The following is a 20,506-nucleotide window of genomic DNA, read 5'->3' as shown; positions in this document are numbered from 1 at the left end:
AGCCGCTCCGTGCTCAAGACCCGCATCATCCCCTGCCTCGACGTGAAGGACGGGCGCGTCGTGAAGGGCGTGCAGTTCCTCGAACTGCGCGATGCCGGCGACCCGGTCGAGTCGGCCAAGGTCTACGACGCTGCCGGCGCCGACGAACTCTGCTTCCTCGACATCACTGCGAGCCACGAGGCCCGCGGCACGTTGCTCGACGTGGTGAGCCGCACGGCGGAGGCCTGCTTCATGCCGCTCACCGTCGGCGGCGGCGTGCGCACCGTGGCCGACGTGCGCACGCTCCTGCTCGCGGGCGCCGACAAGGTCGGCATCAACACGGCCGCCGTGAAGAACCCCGATTTCGTGGCCGAGGCGGCGGAGAAGTTCGGCGACCAGTGCATCGTCGTGGCCATCGACGCCAAGCGCGTCTCCGGCCCGGACGAGGCCGCGCGGTGGGAGATCTTCACCCATGGCGGGCGCCACCCCACCGGCATCGACGCGGTCGAGTTCGCCCGCACCGTGTCCGAGCGGGGGGCAGGCGAACTTCTCGTCACCTCCATGGACAAGGACGGCACCCGCTCCGGCTACGACCTCGCGCTGACACGCACCATCGCCGACGCGGTGCGGGTGCCGGTGATCGCTTCGGGCGGCGTCGGCGGGCTCGACGACCTCGTGGCGGGCGTGCGCGACGGCGGCGCCAGCGCGGTGCTGGCGGCCTCGATCTTCCATTTCGGCCAGCACACGGTTGGTGAGGCCAAGGCCCACATGGCCGCCGCGGGCCTTGCGATGCGGCTCGATCCGTAATGGGTAACCGCAACGGCGGTGCCCGCGCCCCTTGACCGGGGCGCCCGCCCTGCGCAGGGTCCGGTGAGCCGGTATCCGATCATGCGATGCCGCATGGTACGGTTTCCGCTTGTACGCCTGATGACGAAGTTCAGCCTCGACGACCTCGCCGCCCTGGTGGACAGCCGGGCCGGCACGCCTCCCGAGACCTCCTATACCGCCAAGCTCCTTTCCGAGGGGCCGGCCAAGGCCGCCAAGAAACTCGGCGAGGAGGCGGTCGAGGCTGCCATCGCCGCGGTGCAGGGCGACCGGAAGGCGCTCGTTTCGGAGGCGGCCGACGTGCTCTACCACCTCGTGGTGACGCTCAGGACCGTCGGCGTGCCGCTGAGCGACGTCATGGCCGAGTTGGATCGGCGCACGGCGCAGAGCGGCATCGCCGAGAAGGCGGCGCGGAGGCATACATGATCGGCGCGCCGATCCCGTCGGCTGGGATCGAACCGGAGGAGCGCCAGAATCCGGTGACCGGCCAGGGGCCGAGTCGCCTCTCGCCCTACCGGATTTTCGGCCGCGAAGAATGGGCGCAACTACGCGCCGACACGCCGCTGACGCTGACCGCCGAAGACATCGGCCGGCTGCAATCCCTCAACGACCCGATCTCCATCGAGGAGGTCGTGGCGATCTACCTGCCGCTCTCGCGCCTGCTCTCGCTCTACGTCGCGGCGACGCAGGGATTGTTCAAGGCGACCCAGCGCTTCCTGCTCGCCGAACACGACGCCAAGGTGCCCTACATCATCGGGCTCGCCGGCTCCGTGGCGGTCGGCAAGTCGACCACGGCCCGGGTGCTCAAGGCGCTCCTGGCCCGCTGGCCCAACACTCCGAAGGTCGATCTCATCACGACCGACGGCTTCCTCCATCCCAACGCCGAATTGCAGCGGATGGGGGCGATGGAGCGCAAGGGTTTCCCCGAGAGCTACGACAGCGCCGCCCTGCTGCGCTTCCTCGCCGACATCAAGGCCGGCCACAAGCGCGTCGCGGCGCCGGTCTATTCCCACCTCGTCTACGACGTGGTTCCCGGCGAGGAGCAGGTGATCGAATCCCCCGACATCCTGATCGTCGAGGGGTTGAACGTCCTTCAGCCGGCCCGGCTGCCGCGGGACGGCACGGCGATTCCCTTCGTCTCCGACTTCTTCGACTTCTCGATCTACCTCGACGGGCACGAGGACGACCTCCATCGCTGGTACGTCAACCGTTTCCTGCGCCTGCGCCAGACCGCCTTCCGCGACCCGCTCTCCTACTTCCGCAAATATGCCGAGGTGACCGAGACCGAGGCGCTGGAGATCGCCGACCGGCTCTGGACCACGATCAACCTGCCCAACCTGCGCGACAACATTCTCCCGACGCGCCAGCGCGCGAGTCTGATCCTGGCCAAGGGGCCGAGCCACCGCATCGAGAGCGTCGCGCTGCGGCGGTTGTGAGCCGCGGGCCGGCGTAGGCCTTGCCGTTCGCTGCCGGTGGCCCGATTGGCGGAACGTCCCATCGACGTTGCATCGGCTCGGCGACCGTCGTCATCCAAGCGTCCTTTGTTGGCCTCGCCTCGATGGTGCCGGAACGCATCCGCACCGATCCCGGCGCGCCGTCGTCCGATCGACCCGCAGCGTGAAAGTCCGTGGATCTCGACCGTCCGTGGAAAACACCGGGGATAACCGCTCAAACGGCTTAGCTTGCCCGCAAATTGCCCCGGCTTGCCCTGGGGATGACACAACCTCGGCCGTGTTTGCGCCACATCCGGAGGCGTAACTGTTGCTCATACGCCGCTGGCGCCATCACGAAGAGTGAGCGACGACAACGATGCAGGGCCGTACGATCGGATCGCAACGGACCACCCGGGACCCCCGCAAGGGCGGGCGCCCCGCCTCGAACGCCGACGTCATCACCCTCTCCGCCCGCACGGGGCGCGACCATGGCAGCCGCACCGCGCTGCTGCGCTCCGTCCTCTCGATGACCCTGCTCGCCGGCGGCCTGAGCGCGGTCCTGCTCAATGCAGGCACCGATCTCGGCCGGGCCGAGGCCTCGACCAAGGCGGCGAGCGACCTCTCGATGCCCAAGCCCCGGCTGCAGGCGCTCGCGCCGGAGGCACCGGTCCCGTCGGTGCTGGCGGCCTCCTCCAGCTTCCGCGCGGTGGACGGGCTCGACAGCGAGCTCGGCACCAACACCGTCGATCGCGTCTCCTACGACTTCCTGCTCTCGCAGACCTCCAGCGGCGATCCGAACGACATCCTCGAATTCGGACCGATGAAGATCCGCCGCCACTTGGTGCAGACCATCGTCAAGGCAGCGCAGGCCGTCGAGACCGATCCGGTCCTGCTCATGGCGGTCGCCGATAAGGAATCGAGCTTCATCACCGCCGTGCAGGCCAAGACCTCCTCGGCCACCGGCCTGTACCAGTTCATCGAGCGCACCTGGCTCGGGGTGATCCGCGATTTCGGACCCAAATACGGGTACGACAAGGACGCCGCCCTGATTGTGCCGGACGGCAACGACCGTCCGAGCGTCCAGGATCAGGCCGAACGCGCCCGCATCCTCGACATGCGCCGCGATCCCTATCTCTCGGCGGTCATGGCCGGTGAGATGCTCAAGCGCGACGCCGGCCGCATCGCCCTCAAGATCGGACGCGAACTGTCGCTCGGCGAAGTCTACCTCGCCCACTTCCTCGGCCCCGAGGACGCCGAGAACTTCCTGTCGAAGGTCGTGGACCAGCCGACCTCGGCCGCCGCCACGCTCCTGCCCGGCCCGGCGCGCGCCAACCGATCGATCTTCTTCGGCGGGACCACCGGTCGCGGTCGTCACCGCAAGCCGGCCAGCCTCTCCGTTGCCCAGGTTCACCAGAAGTTCGAGGCGATGATGAGCGCCCGGGGTGACCGCTACCGCGACGTGCGCAGCGTCGCCGGGCTGATCGCCGTTGCCGACGCCGAGACGGCCCAGTGACCTGAGAGGAGGCTGCGGCCCCCCGCCGCGCGGTGGGGCCCGACGGCGAAAATCTTCCCTCGTTGCAACTGAGCGGCCCCGGTCCGCTTTGATGTCCTGTACCGGGTCATCCACCACCATCCGCGTCTGCCCTCCGGATCGGCGACGGGCAACGGAGCGGTTGCGGGATGGCTTCCGCCGCAGGCCTTGGGAGAGGATCGTTTCGCTTTGAACGGCTCGTTTCGAGATCGGACGTATCGCGGCCGGGCCGGTGATTCTCTGTCGCCAGGCATGCAGCTCGACCAGATCGGCGAGGCGCTCGCCTCCTGCTACGACAACCTCGTCGCCGAGGGCATTCCCGATCATCTCGCCGCCCTGGTGCGCCGGGTGGACCGCTCGCATCCCTCGGAGCCCGAGCGGGACCTTCGCCCGGAGCCGCGCGTCGCCCTCGTCGTCGAAGACGATGTGGCGACCCGCGATCTCGCTGAGAGCGTGCTCGAAGAGACTGAGCTGCGCGTCGTCGGCTGCGACAGCGCCGAGCAGGCCCTGAGCTTCCTTCAGGAAAAGGGCGGCGATGTCGCCCTGGTCTTCGCCGACATCCGTCTCGCGGGCGCCATGGACGGGCTTCAACTCGCCCGCGCCATCGCCACCCTATGGCCGCGCACCCGCCTCGTCGTGACCTCGGGCGTGGAGCCCGAGCCCGGGACGACGCTGCCCGATGGAGCGGTGTTCATCCCCAAGCCCTGGCGCGCCCTCGACGTATTGTTGGAGGCCGAGCGGGCCGCCCGCGACCCCTCGCCCCCGGTGAGCTGAGCGCGGGGGCCGCGCCTGCCGCGATTTAGGCCGCAACCGCCTCGCGGCGTCGGCGGGGCAGGAAGAACAGGCCCGCGCCGATCAGGCCGATGACGCCCGCACCCGAACCGACATAAATGAGCTCTCGGTCGGTCTGCTCCTGATGGGCGGTGTCATCCAGAACGATGACGTTCTCGTCACCCTTCGGCGATCCGGCTTCGCCCATGATATACTTGATGGGTAGGCTGGCGACGGCCAGTCGGTCGTCGACGATCAACTGCGCGGCGAGGGCGTGCGAGATGGAGACTCCCTCCGCCTTGTGCCGGAGACCGCCGCGATCCGCCCAGCTGAGGTCGAGCTTGTAGGTGGTTCCGCCGCGGCGCCGCTTGACCCGCGTCGCGCTATCGATGGCCGCCTCGGTCTGAACCCCCATCGCCATCACGTCCCGCCGACGATGACCGTCTTGCCAGCAGGCCAGCGCCACGATCGGTCCGCCGACAGCGCATAGGACCATGATCCACTTCAGTTTGCCGAGGATCCATCCCACCATACCTTCGACCTCTTCCAAGTTTCGGGGCGGCAAGGCTAGGGCGCTACTGTCGAGAAATCAAACCTGCTTCCGTGCAGGCTGATGTCGATGAGAGTTTTTCGATAGAAATCAGTGCTTTGATTGGCTTGTCTTGAGATTTTCTATGGGCCTGTTCCAGCCGGGTCTCATTGGCGCACGCGCGGCCTTGTTCCCCCTGGCAGCCGCAAGCGACCGGCTCAACCGGATGCCCGAGTCACACTGCCCAAGTCACACTGCCCAAGTCACACTACCCAAGACGCGCCTCGCGGCCGGCCCCAGGGAGTAACCGTGGCCGTATGGCCAAGCTCATGTGAGCGGGCACACGGCCGAGTCGTGGAAAATCCGTAAACAGCCGGGAACCGACGAAGCACAGTCACGCTTGTAATAGCAAAGATTACTGCACAGGTAGGCCTCTCGATGAAGACCCTGGCATCTGTTGTCGCCGGCGTTGTCGGCGTGTGTGTTCTCGCGGCCGGCACGGCGCATGCCGCGCCCTACGATCCGTTCGGCTCGGACGGTGACGATTACTACGAGGAGCAGTCCTCGCGCGGCGGCTGGCCCGTCTACGACCCATACGCCAACCAGCGCGGTACGAGCGCCCAGGGGTATGGCCAGGCCGAGGCCGCGCAGGCCCAGGTCGCGCAGATCCCGCGCGAGATCGTCTCCTTCAACGGCCGTTACGCCCCCGGCACGATCGTGGTGTCGACCGCCGAGCGGCGCCTCTACTACGTGCTGCCCGGTGGGCAGGCGGTCCGATACGGCGTCGGCGTCGGGCGTCCGGGCTTCACCTGGAGCGGCGTGAACAAGATCACCGCCAAGCGCGAGTGGCCGAGCTGGACCCCTCCGGCCGCCATGCTGGCCCGCCGCCCCGACTTGCCGCGCTACATGGCCGGCGGCATCGAGAACCCGCTGGGTGCGCGCGCCATGTATATCGGCCGCTCCGAGTACCGCATTCACGGCTCCAACGAGCCGGACACGATCGGGCAGGCGGTGTCCTCGGGCTGCATCCGCATGACCAACGAGGACGTGACCGACCTCTATTCGCGGGTGAAGGTCGGCGCCACGGTCGTCGTGAACTGACGCCTCCCGCGTTCATTGAGCCCTTCAAAAAGGGGCCGCGCCGGACGCACTGGCGCGGCCCCTTTCTGCGTCGGGGCTCCGGCGTCAGGGAGCGACGCGGCCGACGGCCGTGCGCGGTCCGTTCAGGAACGAGACCGGCATATCGCAGAAGCAGCGGGCGCCCAGTGGACGCGGGCCCGGCAGCGGGCAGGAGAAGGGCTGCAGGCCGCCGATGCCGGATTGCACGGCATCGCAGTTGAGGCCCACGGCGCGGCGCGGCGGCGGGCCGCCCCAGTCGCGGTCGCGATAGACGCGGGCGCGCGGCGGAGGGGCATCGTAGCCGTCGTCGTAATATTGGGCCTGTGCGGGCGCGGGGCCCCCAGCAGCGAGGGCGAGCAGGGCCGCAAAGCCGAGGATACGGGCGGGGCGCATGGAATCGGGATCTCCGCTGGGCCGGCGCGTGGCGGGGCCGGCAGAGCGTGAGCCTTGCTGCCCTCGGGCGGCGGAAAAAGGGCGAAGGAGCCGTTGAACGAAAACGGCCCGCACCGGAGGGGGCGGGCCGTCGGACGCGGGTGAGGACCGGGGTCTGTGCCCCGATCGCCGTGGGGAAGGCGTCAGGAGGTCGCCTTCTGCGCGTCGTTGGCGTTCTCGCGGGCGGTCTCGACGCCCTGCTCGTAGGCCTGACGGGCCTCGGCCGCACCCTGCTGCATCGCGCTCTTGGCGTTCTCGGCGCTCTGCTGGAACGCGCTCTGGGCCAGTCCGCCGAACTCCTTGGCCTGGGCCTGGATTGCGGCGAACTGCGCGCGGACGAACTCCGCCTGATGCTGCATGGCCTCCTGCACGTCGCGGGCGCGAACGAGCTTCTGCGCGAGGTCGAACGCCGCGTTGACGTTCTGCTCGGCGTATTCGAAGCCGCGCGAGGAGATGCTGGTGGCGTTGGAACGCGCCAGATCGGTCGAGCCCTGCACCGTCTCGGCGGTCCGGCGGGCGGCGCCGATGAACGAATCGAACGCTTTGCGGGCCTGATCGACGCTCTTCTCGGCGAAGTCCCGCATCTCGGCCGGAACTTCGTAATTCGGGGTGTTGCTCATACCTGTCTCCTCAGGGTTGCATCGGGCGCTCTTTGTGCGGCGCACAATGTGCGGTGCAAAATAGCGCAGGGGTGGCACTTTCGCCAGCCCCGCAGGGCCGATTAAGGTTACCAGTTGATAAACGTGTGTCGGCAGGCTTCAGTGTCCACGTCCGGCGCCGGTTAAGTTACACAAGGCGCCGTGATATTGCCCCAAGCGACCGTCGATAGGGCCATGAAGGGGCTTATGACCAGGGTTCGGATGTCGGACCGCGCAGGACAGGCAGGTTCGCCCGAGGGCGATCCGGTCCTCGCTGACGCCCTCGCGCGGTGGCGGGAGGAAACGTCGACGGCTCACCTCGTCCGGGAAGGCGCGCCGTTTCTCGTCTTCGATGCAGGCGCGGAGGCGATTCTGCACGCCGCCGGTTCGGCACTCGCCCTGCGTGCCGGCATCGCCGCCTTGGACGGCACGGTGCTCCCGTCGCTGCGCCTGGGCGAGCAGATCCGCCGCGCCGGTTCCCTGGAGGGTCGGCCGCGTCTCGTGCGACTGCGCCTCGATCCTCGCGGGGTTGCTTCTCCCGTCGTCGGCCTCGCCGCCCGGGTCGCGATCGAGCCGGGACGGTCGGCGATCCTGCTCGCGCCCATCGGCGCGCTGCCGACGCTGCGGCCGGCCGATGTCGCGAAGGCTTCGGCCGCGACCATCGCGGTGCCCGAGGACGCGAGGCCGGTCGAGGCGGACAAGTCGTCGGAAGCAGTAAATCCCGTCGATTTGCGGACCGCGGAGCCGCCCGCTCCCGTAGAGACCGCCGAGGTACCCGCGCGCTTCGTCTGGCGCAGCGACGCCGAGGGCGTGCTCACCCATCTTTCCCCGACGCATCCGGACCTCGCCGAAGTGCTGACCGGCCGGGACTGGCAGGGGCTGGCGGCCGATGGCGTGATCGAGGGGGCAGCCTTCGCTGGGGCGTTGACCGAGCGCCGGACCTTTCGGGCGCTGCCGCTCGTGGTTCGGGGCCGCCTGTTCGAACACGCGCTCGAAATGTCCGGTGCCCCGGCGGGCCGCCCGAACCAGGATTTCTCGGGCCTCGGCGGCTTCGCGATCCTGGGCGAGCGGCGTCCGCGCCCGGTCGAGGCCGATGACAAGGCCGGGGAGGCGCTTCGGCAAGAGGTGCTTCGGCAAGAGGTGCTTCGGCATGAGGCGCTTCGGGACGCGGCGGATTGGGAAGAGGGCGATCGGCAAGAGGCTGATCAGGTAGAGTCCGAGCAGACGGCCGGAAGGACGGATCGGGCGGCGGACGAGAGCGGATCGGGCGAGATACCGTCGGACGGCGGGGAGGCCGGTCTTTCGGTCAACGAGCACGCCGCCTTCCGCGAGGTTGCCCGTCTTCTCGGACTGCGCTTCGCCGCCGACGAATCCGCCCTGGAGGAGGGGCCCGCCCCGCCCCGCGCCGACCTCCCGTCGGGCGGCTCGGTGACGCCGTTTCCGATGCCGCCGGGTCGCCTCGCCGAGGCCGAGGGCCGCGCGCGCTCGGCGCTGGCCGAGCTTCTCGAAAGCCTGCCGCTGGGCGTGCTGGTCTACCGCGACGGCGAGGCGCTGTTCGCGAGCCGGGCCTTCCTCGACCTGACGGGCTACGCCGACCTGTCCGCCCTGCGGCGGGCGGGGCTCGACCATCTGTTCCGCGGCCTTCCGCCGTCCGAGCGCCGGAATGCCGGCGCGACGCCCTTCGCCGGGGCCGAGGGCAGCACCGTGGCGCTGCTCGTCGATCACGCGCATCTCGTCTGGGAGGGGGCCGCGGCCGAGATCTGCCTCGTGCGAGCCCTGCCCGCCGCGGCCACCGGCGAGGCACCGCTCGTCCCGCCCAACGCCGCCCGGCTGCGGGCGGAGAAGGTGCTGGACAGCCTGGAGGAGGGCGTCGTCACCCTCGACGGGGAGGGGCGCGTCGTCGGCCTGAACCCGAGCGCGGCCGAACTCGTGCACGCGCATCCGCGCGAGATCGTGGGCGGCCGCTTCGCCGACCTGTTCTCGCCCGACAGCTTGCCTGCCCTGGAAGCGGCGGTGACGGATTCCCGCGATTCCGGCGCCAGCGAGCTTCACGCCGTCACCGCCCGAACCGGCGCCGCCGCCCTACGCCTGCGCATCGCCCGGCTCCTCGGCGAGGATGCGCCGGGCTACTGCGCCAGCCTGCGGGAGATCCGCGACGAGGCCCCGGCGGTCCGGGCGATCGAGCCGGCTCGGAGGGAGGAGGCCGAGTCGGTCGCGATCTGGAAGGCCAACGCCCTCGCCCGGGTCAGCCGCGAGATCCGGCCCTCGCTCAACGCCATCCTGAGCCTCACCGACATGATGCTCTCCGACCGCTTCGACCGGGCGGATGCCGAGCGGCTGGAGGCCTATCTGCGTGAGGTGCGCCTATCCGGCGGTCGGATCGGCGGGTTGATCGACGACCTGCGCGACCTTGCCGAGATCCAGGCCGGCCGCAGTCACCTGACCTTCGCCGATCTCGCCCTCAACGATCTCGTCGCTTCCTGCATCGCCGCGCGGCAGGCCCAGGCGGCCCGCGACCGCATCGTCCTGCGCACCAGCCTCGCCCCGGACCTGCCGCTGCTGCGGGCCGACGAGCGCTCGATCCGGCAGGCGACGTTGACGGTGCTCGGCAACGCGATCCAGGCGAGCGAGGCCGGCGGGCAGGTCATCGTCTCGACCACCCTGGCCGAGCGCGGCGAGGTCGCTCTGCGGGTGCGCGACACGGGGGCGGGAATGAGCGAGGACGAAATGCTGAGCGCCCTCGAACCGTTCCGGGCCGATGCTGGGCCGGCAGAGGGCGAGGAGAAGGGGTTCGGCCTTCCGCTGACAAAAGCCCTGGTGGAGGCCAATCGCGGGCGCTTCCGGATCAGCAGCCGCAAGGCCGAGGGCACCCTCATCGAGATGATGTTTCCGGCCGCCTGACGCGCAACGGCCGGTCTCGCCGCCAGCGCCGATGCGACCCTCGCCGGGTGGGATCAACCCCGCGCGCTCGCGGGTTTTCGTAGGGAACGACCAGTCCAGGCGCCGGCTCTTCGATGCGCGATTTAATTTTGTGCAATTCTGTTGCCCAAAACCGCGAGCTTCGACTTTTTGGCGCTTGCCGGGTCTGTTCATCTGCGCTTAAGAGTTTGGATAAGCCCCGGCTGCGCGGACCTTCGCGATACGATCGGGAACCGTCAGGGAAGAAACGACATGAGCGAGAAGGTCATCGACGTTCAAGACGCGTGGCGTGAGCACGCCCTGATCGACGACGCCAAGTACAAGGAAATGTACGCTGCTTCCGTCTCCGATCCGGAGACGTTCTGGGCTGAGCACGGCAAGCGGATCGACTGGTCGACACCTTTCAGCAAGGTCAAGAATACCAGCTTCGCGCCCGACAACGTTTCGATCAAATGGTTCGAGGACGGCAAGACCAACGTCGCGCTCAACTGCATCGACCGCCACCTGGAGAGCCGCGGCAACCAGACCGCGATCATCTGGGAAGGCGACGATCCCAACGAGTCGAAGCACATCACTTACCGGCAGCTGCACGCGGAAGTATGCCGGATGGCCAACGTCCTGCGCAACCGCGGCGTCGGCAAGGGGGACCGTGTCACGCTCTACCTGCCGATGATCCCCGAGGCCGCTTACGCGATGCTGGCCTGCGCGCGGCTCGGCGCGATCCACGCCATCGTCTTCGGCGGCTTCTCCCCTGACTCCCTCGCGAGCCGAATCAAGGGCTGCGGCTCGAAGCTCGTCATCACCGCCGACGAGGGTCTGCGCGGCGGTCGCAAGGTGCCGCTCAAGGCCAATGTGGACGAGGCGATCAAGCGCCTGGAGGCGGACTTCGTGGACCACGTCATCGTGGTCAAGCGTACCGGCGGCAACGTGGCGATGGAGCCCGGCCGCGACGTCTACTACCACGAGGCCGCCGAGCAGGTGACCGACGAGTGCCCGGCCGAGGCGGTCGAGGCGGAGCATCCGCTCTTCATCCTCTACACCTCGGGCTCGACGGGCCAGCCGAAGGGCGTGGTCCACACCACCGGCGGCTACCTCGTCTACGCCGCGATGACGCACGAATACGTCTTCGATTACCACCAGGGCGACATCTACTGGTGCACGGCGGATGTGGGCTGGGTGACGGGCCACAGCTACATCGTCTACGGGCCGCTCGCGAACGGCGCGACCACGCTGATGTTCGAGGGCATCCCGACCTATCCGTCGAACTCCCGCTTCTGGGAGGTGATCGACAAGCATAACGTCAACATCTTCTACACTGCGCCGACCGCGATCCGCTCGCTCATGGGCGGCGGCGAGGGGCCGGTGAAGAAGACCTCGCGCAAATCGCTGCGGGTGCTCGGCTCTGTCGGCGAGCCGATCAACCCGGAGGCCTGGGACTGGTACTACCGCGTGGTCGGCGACTCGCGCTGCTCCATCGTCGACACGTGGTGGCAGACCGAGACCGGCGGCATCCTCATCACCCCGTTGCCCGGCGCCACGAAGCTCAAGCCCGGTTCGGCGACCCGCCCCTTCTTCGGCGTGCAGCCGGTGATGGTCGATGCCGAGGGCAAGGAGCTCGACGGTCCCTGCGAGGGCAACCTCTGCATCAAGGACAGCTGGCCGGGCCAGATGCGCACGGTCTACGGCGACCACGAGCGCTTCGAGCAGACCTACTTCTCGACCTACAAGAACCTCTACTTCACCGGTGACGGCGCGCGCCGCGACGCCGACGGCTACTATTGGATCACGGGCCGCGTGGACGACGTCATCAACGTCTCCGGCCACCGGATGGGCACGGCGGAGGTGGAGTCCTCGCTGGTGGCGCACCCGAAGGTCTCGGAGGCCGCGGTGGTGGGCTATCCCCACAACGTGAAGGGCCAGGGCATCTACGCCTACGTCACCCTCAACGAGGGCGAGGACGGCTCGGACGAGTTGCGCAAGGAACTGGTCACCTGGGTCCGCAAGGATATCGGCCCGATCGCCTCGCCCGACCTGATCCAGTTCGCCCCCGGCCTGCCCAAGACCCGCTCGGGCAAGATCATGCGCCGCATCCTGCGCAAGATCGCCGAGGACGATTTCGGTTCGCTCGGCGATACCTCGACGCTCGCCGAACCCGCGGTCGTCGAAGACCTGATCGAGAACCGTCAGAACCGCTCGGCCTGACCCGTTCCGTCCCGCCGCAACGACGCGGCGGGACACATGGCAGGAAGCGCATGTCACGACGCGGCGCGTTGCCCGTGCCGCGTCGGCACCCGGCGCTCGCCTTGCATCCTAGCTAGAAGCCAGCGAAAGAAAGCGAGATGCGGCAGAGACTTAGCGTCACTGCCGTTGCAATCGGCCTTTCGAAGGTTCACACCTAGCGACCCTGGCACCGGGGCACTGCTCCCGGTTCCTGACCGGGCTCCGCAACGAAGCGGAACAACGACGACCGCGTCGCGATCACCTTCAAGACGAACAAGCCGCGGGCCCTGCCGACGTGCGGGGTTGATCGGGCGGGAGGAATTTCATGAGCGTCACACAGACGGCCGGCTCGTCCGCGACCGCGGATGCCCGCACCCATCACGGGAACGGAGCCCTGGAGATGCCCGAGCCCGATCACCGGCTCGACCGCATCGCCGACCATCCGATCTTCAAGACCCTGGTCCACGACCGCACCCGCTTCGGCTGGATCCTGACCGGCCTGATGCTGTTCGTCTACTTCGGCTTCATCGGCCTCATCGCCTTCGACAAGGCGCTCCTGGCCACTAAGGTCGGCGGAACGGCCTCGCTCGGCTTCTACATGGGCATGTTCGTGATCGTCTTCGCCTTCGTGCTGACGGGCATCTACGTCGCCCGCGCCAACACCCGCTACGACCGGCTCTCGGCCGAACTCATCCGGAGCCTCGCCAAATGAGCCGCCTCGTCCCATTCCTCGGCGCCGTTCTTCTCGGCGCAACCCCGGCGCTCGCCGCCGGGCCCGATCTGGGCGCGGTGCAGCAGCAGGCCACGAACTGGCCCGCCATCTTCATGTTCCTGTTCTTCGTGCTGTTCACCCTCGGCATCACCTACCGGGCGGCGAAGGGCTCGAAATCGGCCGCCGACTTCTACGCCGCGGGCGGCGGTATCTCGGCGCGCACCAACTCCCTGGCGATCGCCGGCGACTACATGTCGGCGGCCTCGTTCCTCGGCATTTCGGGACTCGTCTACTCGTCCGGCTTCGACGGGCTGATCTACTCGACGGGCTTCCTCGTCGGCTGGCCGATCGTGCTGTTCCTGATCGCCGAGCGCCTGCGCAACCTCGGCAAGTTCACCTTCGCCGACGTGGCGAGCTTCCGCCTCGACCAGACCTCGATCCGCATCATCTCGGCCACCGGCACGCTGGTCGTAGTGGCCTTCTACCTGATCGCCCAGATGGTCGGCGCCGGGAAACTGATCCAGCTCTTGTTCGGCCTGCCCTACCTCTACGCCGTGGTGATCGTCGGCGCGCTGATGATCGTCTACGTCGCCTTCGGCGGCATGAAGGCAACGACCTGGGTGCAGGTCATCAAGGCCTGCCTGCTCTTGGGCGGCGCCACCTTCATGGCCGGCGCCGTGCTCTACAAGTACGGCTTCAGCCCGGAGAAGCTGTTCGCGACGGCCACGCAGACGCATCCGAACGGCGACGCCATCATGGCGCCGGGCGGCCTCGTCTCGAACCCGATCGACTCGATCTCGCTCGGCGTCGGCTTGATGTTCGGCACCGCGGGCCTGCCGCACATCCTGATGCGCTTCTTCACGGTGTCGGACGCCCAGGCCGCCCGCAAGTCGGTGTTCTATGCCACCGGCCTGATCGGCTACTTCTACATCCTCACCTTCATCATCGGCTTCGGCGGCATCGCCCTGCTGATGTCGGACCCGAGCTACTTCAAGCTCGGCGCGGACGGCACGACCTACGACAAGATCAAGGACATGGTCGGCGGTACCAACATGGTGGCCGTGAACCTCGCCAACGCCGTCGGCGGGCCGTATTTCCTCGGCTTCATCTCGGCGGTGGCCTTCGCGACCATCCTCGCGGTGGTGGCGGGCCTGACGCTGGCCGGCGCCTCGGCGATCAGCCACGATCTCTACGCCCAGGTCTTCGCCCGCGGTCGCACGACCGAGAAGGCGGAGGTCAATCTCTCCAAGGCCTCCGCCGTCGGCATCGGCATCGTGGCGATCTATCTCGGCTACGTCTTCGAGAACCAGAACGTCGCCTTCATGGTCGGCCTCGCCTTCTCCGTGGCGGCGAGCTGCAACTTCCCGGTCCTGGCCATGTCGATCCTGTGGCGCGGCACCACGACCTGGGGTGCCCTCCTCGGCGGCCTCGTCGGCCTCGTCGCGGCGGTCGTCATGGTGGTTCTGTCGGATGCGGTCTGGGTGAAGACCTTCGGGCACCCGAAGGCGCTGTTCCCCTATGCCAACCCGGCCCTGTTCTCGATGCCGCTCGCCTTCGTGACGATCTGGGTGGTCTCGACGCTCGACCGGACGCGCCGGGGGAACCGCGAGCGGGCCGCCTTCGACGCCCAGTACGTGCGCTCGGAGACCGGCATCGGAGCCTCGGGCGCCCACGCGCACTGAGCCTCGACGCAGACCCAAGGATCGCGGGCGCGGCCTCCTCGGCCGCGCCCGCTTCGCGTCGTAGGAAATTCATCCGCCACAGCCGCGCAAATTCTGTCAACTACGCAGCCTGCATCGCGATTTACCTATTGGGCGCTTTCGAGGCATGCGGTAACACGATCGTGCACATGCGCCGAGCGCATGAAGCGGGAGAAGTCGGATGACCGAACACCCGCGCGGAGCGTGATCTGGAGGAGCGACGACGATGGCTGGGGCAACCGCGGTACCGCGGTCCGGGGACGCAGTCAGGCCGATGACTGCGGGCGAGAAGAAGGTCATCATGGCCTCCTCGCTCGGGACCGTTTTCGAGTGGTACGATTTCTATCTCTACGGCTCGCTCGCCGCGATCATCGGCGCACAGTTCTTCTCCGCCTACCCTGAGGCGACGCGCAACATCTTCGCGCTGCTGGCCTTCGCCGCGGGCTTCTTGGTGCGCCCCTTCGGCGCCCTGGTCTTCGGCCGACTGGGTGACATGGTCGGGCGCAAGTACACCTTCCTCGTCACCATCCTGATCATGGGCATCTCGACCTTCTGCGTCGGCCTGCTGCCCTCCTACTCGACGCTCGCGGCCTACAATGTCGGCTGGATCGCGCCGGTCACGCTGCTGGCCCTGCGCATGCTCCAGGGCCTCGCGCTCGGCGGTGAGTATGGCGGCGCAGCGGTCTACGTGGCCGAGCACGCTCCTCCCGGACGACGCGGCTTCTACACCGCCTTCATCCAGACGACGGCGACGCTGGGCCTGCTGCTCTCGCTGGTTATCATCCTCTCGACGCAGGGCTACGTGAACAGCGCCTTCCCGGCCACGACGGTGACCAACGCGGACGGCACCACGACCACGCTGACGGCCTTCCAGGTCTGGGGCTGGCGCATCCCGTTCCTCGTCTCGGTCGTCCTGCTCGGCATCTCGGTCTGGATCCGCCTGCAGATGCAGGAGAGCCCGGCCTTCCAGAAGATGAAGTCGGAGGGCACCCAATCCAAGGCGCCACTCTCGGAGGCCTTCGGCCAGTGGAAGAACGCGAAGTGGGCCCTGCTGGCCCTGCTCGGCCTCACCGCCGGCCAGGCGGTGGTCTGGTACACCGGCCAGTTCTACGCGCTGTTCTTCCTGCAGAGCATCCTGAAGGTCGATCAGTTCACGGCCAACATCATGATCGCATGGTCGCTGATCCTCGCGACCGGCGGCTTCCTGTTCTTCGGCGGCCTCTCGGACCGGATCGGCCGCAAGCCGATCATCCTCGGCGGCTGCCTGATCGCGGCGCTCACCTACTTCCCGCTGTTCAACCTGCTGACCGCCCAGGCCAACCCGGCCCTGCACGCGGCCCAGGCGAGCGTGCCGGTGGTGGTGAAGACGAACAAGGACGACTGCTCGTTCCAGTTCAATCCGGTCGGCACCGCCAAGTTCACCAAGGAGTGCGACATCGCCAAGGCGCTGCTCGCCCGCTCGGCCGTGAACTACACCACCGAGAACCAGCCGGCCGGCACCCCGACCGTGGTCAGCGTCAACGGCCGCGACTTCCCCGTCGCCGACCCGAACTTCTCCAAGGCGGTGCCGGCGGCGCTGACCGAGGCGGGCTACCCCTCCGCGACGGCCAACCCGACCGTGATCAAGGCCGCGAATCCAATCGACATCTTCACCGGCCAGAAGCTCGCGGTGGTCGGCATCCTGACGATCCTCGTCCTCTACGTGACGATGGTCTACGGCCCGATCGCCGCCGCGCTGGTGGAGCTGTTCCCGACCAGGATCCGCTACACCTCGATGTCGCTGCCCTACCATATCGGCAACGGCTGGTTCGGCGGTCTCCTGCCCGCCACCGCCTTCGCGATGGTGGCCCAGACCGGCGACATCTATTTCGGCCTCTGGTACCCGATCGTGATCGCGCTCTTCACCTTCGTGATCGGCCTGATCTTCATCCCCGAGACCAAGGACCGGGATATCCTGGCCTAAGTCCCTCGGATCGGATCCGCCCATACGGAAAAGGCCCCGCCGCGAGGCGGGGCCTTCTTCATTTCGAAAGCCATGTGCTCCGGCGAAAGACGACGCGACGACGGCGGTGTCTCAGTGCCGGAAGTGGCGCACACCCGTGAACACCATGGCGAGACCCGCTTCGTCGGCGGCGCGGATCACCTCGTTGTCGCGCATCGAGCCGCCGGGCTGGATCACGGCGGTGGCCCCGGCCTCTGCCGCGGCGAGCAGGCCGTCGGCGAAGGGGAAGAAGGCGTCCGAGGCGACCGCCGAGCCCTTGGCCAGGCTTTCGGAGAGCCCGAGGCGCTGCGCCGCCTCCGCGGCCTTGCGCGCGGCGGTGATCGAGGAATCGACCCGCGACATCTGCCCGGCGCCGATGCCCACCGTGGCGCCGCCCCGTGCGTAGACGATGGCGTTCGATTTGACGTGCTTGGCCACGCGGTAGGCGAAGCGCATGTCGGCAAGCTCGGCCTCGCTCGGCTGCCGCTTGGTGACGACCTTCAGGTCCATGTCGTCCACGCTCAGCGCGTCCCGGCCCTGGACGAGGAAGCCGCCTGCCACGGTGCGGATGGTCTCGCCCTTCGCCCGCGGATCGGCGAGGCCGCCCGCCAGCAGGAGCCGCAGGTTCTTCTTGGCACCGACGATGGCCATGGCCTCCTCGGAGGCGTCCGGGGCGATGATGACCTCGGTGAAGATCTCGACGATCTTCTTCGCGGCCTCGGCATCGAGGGGGCGGTTCAGGGCGACGATACCGCCGAAGGCCGAGGTCGGATCGCAGGCGAGCGCCCGCTCATAGGCCTCCAGCAGGCTCGGTGCTTGCGCCACGCCGCAGGGATTGGCGTGCTTGATGATCGCCACCGCCGCCGTCCGGGCGGGGTCGAACTCGGCGACGCATTCGTAGGCGGCGTCGGTGTCGTTGAGGTTGTTGTAGGAAAGCTCCTTGCCCTGCACCTGCCGTGCGGTGGCGATGCCGGGGCGCAGCGTGCCGGGCAGGCGGTAGAACGAGGCTGTCTGATGTGGGTTCTCGCCGTAGCGCAGGCTCTGCGCCAGCGTGCCGCCGAGCGCCTTGAAGGTCGGAGCCTCACTTCCCCCTTCGACCTCGGCCAGCCAGTTGGCGATGGCCGCGTCGTAGGAGGCCGTGCGCGAGAATGCCTTCTGCGCCAGCCGCCGCCGGGTCGCGGCGGTGAGGTTGCCCGAATGGTCGGCGAGTTCGGCGAGGATGGCGTCGTAGTCGGCGACGTCGACCACCACTGCCACGTCGGCGTGGTTCTTGGCGGCCGCCCGGATCATGGCCGGCCCGCCGACATCGATGTTCTCGACGCAGTCGTCATAGGCCTTGCCGGCCTTCAGCGTTTCCTCGAACGGGTAGAGATTGACCACGAGAAGATCGATGGCGCCGATGCCGTGGGCGGCGAGCGCCGCCTGATGCTCGGGATTGTCGCGCACCGCGAGCAGTCCGCCGTGGACGGCCGGATGCAGCGTCTTCACGCGACCGTCCATCATCTCGGGGAAGCGCGTCAGCTCCGCGACCTCGGTGACGGGCAGGCCTGCCTCGGTCAGCGCCCGGTGGGTGCCCCCCGTCGAGACAAGAGCGACGCCTCGCTGGTTCAGGGCGGCCGCGAAGGCCGTCAGCCCGGTCTTGTCCGAAACGGAAAGGAGGGCGCGGGTGACCCGGATCTGGTCGCGCGGCATCGTTGTGGCCTTGAATCGTCGAGGGAAATCGCGCGCGCGGTAGCACGGAACCGGCCGTAGCGGCCAGTTCGCCGGCGAAAAGCCCCTGTGCACGCGAGCGAAACTGTCTCCCGCTCCGTCAGACCCGCTCGATCCGCCAGCGCACCAGCATGTCCTCGGCCACAGTCAGGTGCAGCACGAGCTGCGCCGTGCGGCGGGCACCGACGACGCCCGCGAAGTAGACGCTATCCTCGATCGCCAGCGTCGCGCCCTCGGCCGTGAAGCGCCAGGTTTCTCCGGTCTGAAGGGTCAGCAGCACGCCGCCCTCCTCTTGCGCCTGCACGGTCACCGCCGTGTGGAGATGGAACCGCACCGCCACCGCGGGCGGGTGCCCGCGACGGTGCCGGCCATCGCGGCGGAAGGCGTCCTCGCCCTCCAAGCGGACCGGCGCCTCGGCGAGCCGCCAGCGGCGCTCGTGGACGATCCCGAACTCGGCAGCGTAGCCGTCGTGCCGGGCGGCGAGGACGAGCGCACCCGACTCGGTGCGCCGCTCGACCGCGACGTCGGTGGGTCCCCGCAGAACCACGGGGCCGCGCCGCGCCAACAGCCAGCGTGCGGCGAGCCGACGGCCCCACCAGCCTTCCGGTTCGTCGAGGAAGCGGCAGGAGGAGGTATCGGCAACCGTCGCCGTCGCGTGCGCGGCGGTGCTGCGGGACATCCGGCGCACCTCGCCGCCGCTGGCGGGGGTCCCGCAATTGACGACGATGCGCTGTGCCCCGCTCGTCAGCTCGAAGGAGAGGCAGCCCGCGCCGGCCTCGCGCGACTGCTCCATCGGCGGCGGCGCGCCGACATCGCAGACCAGGACGACCCGGCCGGTCTCCAGCCGGGCATAGCCGGAATGGGGGGCGTACATCAGAGGCTCGGTGCCGGCCCCGTCATAGACCAGCAGCGTGGCGAGATGGTCGGCGGCCGTCACGCCCATGCCGTTGAAGTGGCTGAGCGAGGCGTCGCCGTGGCGCAGCAGGCGCAGGGCCGGCAGCATCCGGTCGACGGCGCGCAGGAGCGCCTCCGGCGGATCGACGCTGCGGCTGAGGAAGCTCTGGCGCAGGGGCAGCAGGTCGAGCAGCAATTCCATGGCGAAGCGCGGGTCGCGGGAGCGGTGGCCGCCATCCGGCAGGATTTGCGCGTCGAGTTCGCGCACGAGGATTCGCGTTGCCCGGCGCAGGATCGGCTCGATGCCCTCGCAGCACAGGCCGGCATAGGTGAGCGCGACCGCCGCGAGCAGGCGCGATTGCGGCGGGGCCGAGCGGCGCAGCGAGCGCTCGAGATCCCGCGCGCCCTTGCCGACCGCCTTGAGGAAGCCCTGGTAGAAGGCGTGGTCGGCCCCCTCCAGCACCAGCGGCGACTGGCACAGGAACGAGATCAGCCGTCGCGAGGCCACGGGCACCGGGCTCGCGCGGGCCGCCTCGCCGCGACCGCTCATGAAGTCCGAGACGAAGGCCCGGGCGTTGGCGCGGGCGAGCGCCGTGTCGGCCGCGCGCAGGTGGCGCAGCCAGCCGAAGCCGTAGAGCGCGTCCGCCCAATCGGGGGAGGGGGGATCGTAATCGAAGGGCGAGCGCCCGCTCACCACCAGCGAGCGGCCGGCGAACACGAACAGGCCGGAATAGATGTCGTCGGCCAGCGACGCGTCGCTGGTGCGCAGGTCGTGGGGCGCGATGACGAGGGCGGTCACCCGGGCGCGGGTGAGGATCTCGGGCCGCGCCGTGAACCGCGCCGCCCGCTCGCGGACCGCGCGCACCACCTCGCGGCCGAGGAGACGGTAGAGCTGCCAGCGTTCGGGGCCCCTGCCCAAGCGGAATCCTCCGAGCCTCGTGGAGCCCCGCCTCCTCGCGTGGGGGAAGGGCGGTGCCGAGCCTTTGTTCTGATGCGGGCATCCGCGCCGCGATCGTGATCGGCCGATCGCGTTCAGTCCGAGCCGCGCCGGGCGCGACGGGGCACCGGAGGGCCCGCTTCGGCAAAGCTTAGGCCGGCCCTCTTAACCTTTCG

At 68.8% G+C, this 20,506-nt stretch carries 16 protein-coding genes; 11 read left to right on the top strand and 5 right to left on the bottom strand.

Translation table 11 applies throughout. From position 1 onward, the window contains the following. Nucleotides 1-9 precede the first annotated feature (9 nt). From hisF to BY998_RS21720, 5 genes are all read left to right on the top strand, one after another. The gene (gene hisF, locus BY998_RS21740; RefSeq protein ID WP_110353785.1) at nt 10-786 is read left to right on the top strand and encodes an imidazole glycerol phosphate synthase subunit HisF; all 777 of its coding nucleotides are present in this window, start codon (nt 10-12) and stop codon (nt 784-786) included. A gap of 120 nt (nt 787-906) precedes the next feature. Continuing rightward, nucleotides 907-1,230, top strand: a complete 324-nt coding sequence (locus BY998_RS21735) for a phosphoribosyl-ATP diphosphatase (RefSeq protein ID WP_110353784.1) — start codon at nt 907-909, stop codon at nt 1,228-1,230. Then, entirely contained in the window at nt 1,227-2,240 is a 1,014-nt protein-coding gene (gene coaA / locus BY998_RS21730; RefSeq protein ID WP_110353783.1) for a type I pantothenate kinase, read from the top strand. The genes BY998_RS21735 and coaA overlap by 4 nt, the downstream gene beginning before the upstream one ends. Nucleotides 2,241-2,613: 373 nt before the next feature. Then, nucleotides 2,614-3,750: a transglycosylase SLT domain-containing protein gene (locus BY998_RS21725; protein WP_110353782.1), complete on the top strand. Its 1,137-nt coding sequence runs from the start codon at nt 2,614-2,616 to the stop codon at nt 3,748-3,750. Nucleotides 3,751-4,020: 270 nt separating this feature from the next. Beyond that, complete coding sequence (locus BY998_RS21720; protein ID WP_110353781.1) at nt 4,021-4,542, top strand: response regulator; 522 nt, start codon at nt 4,021-4,023, stop codon at nt 4,540-4,542. A 25-nt stretch (nt 4,543-4,567) separates the two neighbouring features. Here the strand turns inward: BY998_RS21720 and BY998_RS21715 are convergent, their stop codons facing one another. Then, complete coding sequence (locus BY998_RS21715) at nt 4,568-5,089, bottom strand: hypothetical protein (protein WP_146221826.1); 522 nt, start codon at nt 5,087-5,089, stop codon at nt 4,568-4,570. A gap of 417 nt (nt 5,090-5,506) precedes the next feature. Between BY998_RS21715 and BY998_RS21710 the strand changes: the two genes are divergently transcribed. After that, nucleotides 5,507-6,169 (top strand): L,D-transpeptidase, encoded by a 663-nt coding sequence (locus BY998_RS21710; protein ID WP_110353779.1) that lies wholly within the window; start codon nt 5,507-5,509, stop codon nt 6,167-6,169. An 84-nt stretch (nt 6,170-6,253) separates the two neighbouring features. Here the strand turns inward: BY998_RS21710 and BY998_RS21705 are convergent, their stop codons facing one another. Beyond that, nucleotides 6,254-6,580 (bottom strand): hypothetical protein, encoded by a 327-nt coding sequence (locus BY998_RS21705; RefSeq protein ID WP_110353778.1) that lies wholly within the window; start codon nt 6,578-6,580, stop codon nt 6,254-6,256. Between the two features lie 182 nt (nt 6,581-6,762). After that, nucleotides 6,763-7,239, bottom strand: a complete 477-nt coding sequence (locus BY998_RS21700; RefSeq protein ID WP_110353777.1) for a phasin — start codon at nt 7,237-7,239, stop codon at nt 6,763-6,765. 240 nt (nt 7,240-7,479) lie between these two features. On the opposite strand from BY998_RS21700, the gene BY998_RS24875 reads away from it, so the two are divergent. The 5 genes from BY998_RS24875 to BY998_RS21675 all read left to right on the top strand — a co-directional run bounded on the left by BY998_RS24875 (nt 7,480) and on the right by BY998_RS21675 (nt 16,771). Further along, nucleotides 7,480-10,158, top strand: coding sequence for an ATP-binding protein (locus BY998_RS24875; RefSeq protein WP_245421695.1), 2,679 nt, complete (start codon nt 7,480-7,482; stop codon nt 10,156-10,158). 270 nt (nt 10,159-10,428) lie between these two features. Continuing rightward, nucleotides 10,429-12,378 (top strand): acetate--CoA ligase, encoded by a 1,950-nt coding sequence (gene acs, locus BY998_RS21690; protein WP_110353776.1) that lies wholly within the window; start codon nt 10,429-10,431, stop codon nt 12,376-12,378. A gap of 343 nt (nt 12,379-12,721) precedes the next feature. Further along, nucleotides 12,722-13,108, top strand: coding sequence for a DUF485 domain-containing protein (locus BY998_RS21685; RefSeq protein WP_110353775.1), 387 nt, complete (start codon nt 12,722-12,724; stop codon nt 13,106-13,108). After that, nucleotides 13,105-14,790, top strand: a complete 1,686-nt coding sequence (locus tag BY998_RS21680; protein ID WP_110353774.1) for a cation acetate symporter — start codon at nt 13,105-13,107, stop codon at nt 14,788-14,790. The genes BY998_RS21685 and BY998_RS21680 overlap by 4 nt, the downstream gene beginning before the upstream one ends. Before the next feature lie 244 nt (nt 14,791-15,034). After that, entirely contained in the window at nt 15,035-16,771 is a 1,737-nt protein-coding gene (locus BY998_RS21675) for an MFS transporter (RefSeq protein ID WP_110353773.1), read from the top strand. 111 nt (nt 16,772-16,882) lie between these two features. On the opposite strand, the gene purH is transcribed toward BY998_RS21675, so the two are convergent. Both purH and BY998_RS21665 read right to left on the bottom strand, forming a co-directional pair. Beyond that, the gene (gene purH, locus BY998_RS21670) at nt 16,883-18,481 is read right to left on the bottom strand and encodes a bifunctional phosphoribosylaminoimidazolecarboxamide formyltransferase/IMP cyclohydrolase (RefSeq protein WP_110353772.1); all 1,599 of its coding nucleotides are present in this window, start codon (nt 18,479-18,481) and stop codon (nt 16,883-16,885) included. Between the two features lie 118 nt (nt 18,482-18,599). Further along, nucleotides 18,600-20,312, bottom strand: a complete 1,713-nt coding sequence (locus BY998_RS21665; RefSeq protein WP_110353771.1) for a heparinase II/III family protein — start codon at nt 20,310-20,312, stop codon at nt 18,600-18,602. Between the last annotated feature and the right edge of the window lie 194 nt (nt 20,313-20,506).

Origin of the sequence: Methylobacterium sp. B4, assembly GCF_003201865.1 — a bacterium.
Lineage (GTDB): Bacteria > Pseudomonadota > Alphaproteobacteria > Rhizobiales > Beijerinckiaceae > Methylobacterium.
Note: the sequence above shows the minus strand (reverse complement) of the source record. Positions and strands in the feature narration are given on the sequence as shown.